Genomic DNA, 2929 nt, shown 5'->3' with positions numbered 1-2929 from the left:
GCTGGGTAACAACGGCGGCCAAAATCTCTACTACATCCGCTACGCCGACGTGCTGCTGATGAAGGCCGAAGCCGAAAACGAGCTGAACAAAGGCCCCAACTCTGCCGCCTACGAGGCTATCAATAAAGTGCGCGAGCGGGCAGGGGTTCCCGCGCTGTCGGGCCTGACTTACGACTCGTTCACCAAGGCGCTGCGCAAGGAGCGGGCGCTGGAACTGAGCTTCGAGGGCCACCGCAAGTACGACCTGCTGCGCTGGGGTACCTACGTCGAGACGATCAAGAACACGACCGACCCCGCCCTAAAAGTACCTCGGGCCAATATCCAGCCCTACCACGTGCTGATGCCCATCCCGCAGCGGGAAATCGACGTGACCAATGGCTCTCTAACCCAAAATCCGGGATACAATTAAGGTGTGTTGAAATAAATTCTTAGAAAAGGCCATTGGTAACAGTGGTCTTTTTTTGCTTGCTGTTTGATTTTTGAGCATGAAATATTACGCTTCCCAAATAAAGCTCTGGCTTGTTTTCCTAACAATGCCTTTCTTGTCTTGCCAAAAACAGAAAGGACAAAGCTCGGAGAACCAAGGCGCGTTATTCACCATCCTCACACCCCAGGAAAGCGGTATTCAGTTCAGGAACGACCTGCGCGAGACGCTGTACATGAACGGACTTTTCTACGAATACTACTACAACGGCGGCGGGGTAGCGGTGGGCGACTTCAACGGCGACGATTTTTCCGATGTCTATTTTGTGTCAAATCTGGAATCGAATCGGCTGTACTTGAACCAATGCAAAGCGGCGTCCGATCCTATTCGTTTCCAGGACGCCACAGAGGTTGCTGGCGTGGGAGGCAAAGCCGCATTTCCGACGGGAGTCACGACGGTTGACATCAACTCCGACGGTCGGCTGGACATATACGTGAGTGCTTCGGGTAAATTTGAGGACCCCGAAAAGCGGAGAAACGAGCTTTATGTCAACATGGGCAACGATGCTTCTGGGGTTCCTATCTTCGAGGAGCAGGCCCGGAAGTACCAGCTGGACATCGCCGCCTTCTCCACCCAAGCCGCATTTTTCGACTACGACCGGGATGGCGACCTGGATATGTTCCTTATCAACCATGATGTGAACACCTACGGGAACGACAAACTGGAAGAATACCTCATCACGAAGAGCGACCTAAGCAGCGAACAACTCTACGAAAACCGGGAGGGTATTTTCGTGGATGTTTCAGATAAAAGCGGCATTGTCAACAACCGCCTGAGCTATGGCCTGGGGTTGAGTGTGGGGGACGTGAATAACGACGGCTGGCCGGATGTGTACGTCAGCCACGATTATTCGGAAAAAGACCACCTGTATCTGAACCAGCGAAATGGCGTATTTCGAGAGGCGATTCTAGACGCTACCGGACATATGTCGTTTTTCTCGATGGGCAACGACATGGCTGACTACAACAACGATGGTTGGATGGACATCCTGACCGTGGATATGGTAGCCGAGGACAATTACGGCATCAAAACCAGCATGAGCGGCATGGATCCGGCGCGCTTCACCAAACACGTAGATTTGGGTCTGCACCGTCAGTATATGTTTAATGCGCTGCAGACCAACAATGGAACGGTTGGGGGCGATGGAACTCCGCTCTTTTCGGAAACGGCCCAATTAGCGGGAATCTCGAATACGGACTGGAGTTGGGGGCCGCTAATTTTCGACATGGATAATGACGGATTCAAGGACATTTTCATCTCCAATGGCATCAAGCGCGGCTTTCATAACAATGATTTTCGGAACTACCATGAGAAAGTACGGAACGAACTCTCAAAACAGAAGTCGATCGACGAAGCCGCCTATATCGAAGAAGTGATGTCGAAGATGCCAACGCGGAAGAAATCCAACTACTTTTTACTCAACAACAAAGACCTCACTTTTTCCAAAATGAACAAAAAGTGGTCGCTCGATAGCATTCTGACTAGCTCGAACGGGGCCGCTTACGCCGATTTTGACAACGACGGCGATGCCGATTTGGTCGTGAACAACATGGACGACTTTGCCTTTGTTTACCGGAATAATTCTAACGAAAGTACCGGGAATAATTTCTTGAAAGTAAAATTGGCGGGTACCACCGGGAATCCCCTGGGGATTGGGGCCAGGGTAACGATAAATACTTCATCGGGTACCCAAGTCCAAGAACATTACCTAACCCGTGGTTTTCAGTCAAGCGTTGCGCCGGGGTTGCTTTTTGGTTTGGGGAGAGAAGAAAAAGTAAAAAGCATTCAGGTACTTTGGCCCAACGGCAGCACCCAAATACTGGAAAATATCGACAGCAACCAGGAAATTACCCTGTCGTATAATTCTCCGAATTTCGTTGACATCTGCCCTATTCCTCTTCCTGCGAAACTCTATCCTTTTTTCGACATCTCCTCCAAGTTAGGCAAACTACCTGCGCACCAGGAAAACAACTTCGACGATTATCAGCGCGAAAGCCTCCTGCCGCACAAGATGTCACAAACGGGTCCGGCCCTGGCAGTGGGCGATGTGAACGGCGACGGGCTGGATGATTTCTTCTTGGGCGGCGCGATGGGCTATCCGGGGACTTTGCAGCTACAAACCGCCGAGGGAACATTTCAGTCTTCACAGTCCGGGCTGTTTTCCCAAGAAAAAAAATACGAAGACGTCGCCGCCACATTTTTCGACGCCGACCGAGATGGCGACCTGGACTTGTACGTGGTGAGCGGGGGCAACGAACGAGAGGAAGGCTCAAAATTGTACCAAGATCGGCTTTACCTTAATAGTCGGGGTACTTTCTCCGCCTCTTCCGGCGCGTTGCCCACGATGCTGACCAGTGGCTCCTGCGTAAAGCCGTATGACTTCGACGGCGACGGCGACCTGGATTTGTTCGTCGGCGGACGCCAAACACCCGGCCGATACCCGGT

General features: G+C 51.8%; 2 protein-coding genes. Both read left to right on the top strand.

Going from position 1 to position 2929, the window contains the following annotated elements:
• Positions 1-409 (top strand): RagB/SusD family nutrient uptake outer membrane protein (locus ACEW8P_RS25065; protein WP_373515802.1); only part of this gene is annotated, 409 nt, incomplete at its 5' end.
• Between the two features lie 124 nt (positions 410-533).
• On the top strand, positions 534-2929 hold a 2396-nt coding region (locus ACEW8P_RS25060), incomplete at its 3' end, for a VCBS repeat-containing protein (protein ID WP_373515801.1).

This window comes from Persicitalea sp., assembly GCF_041751555.1.
In the GTDB taxonomy this organism is placed as follows: Bacteria; Bacteroidota; Bacteroidia; order Cytophagales; family Spirosomataceae; genus Persicitalea.
The sequence above is the reverse complement of the archived record's forward strand: the minus strand, read 5'-3'. Positions and strand labels throughout refer to the sequence as shown.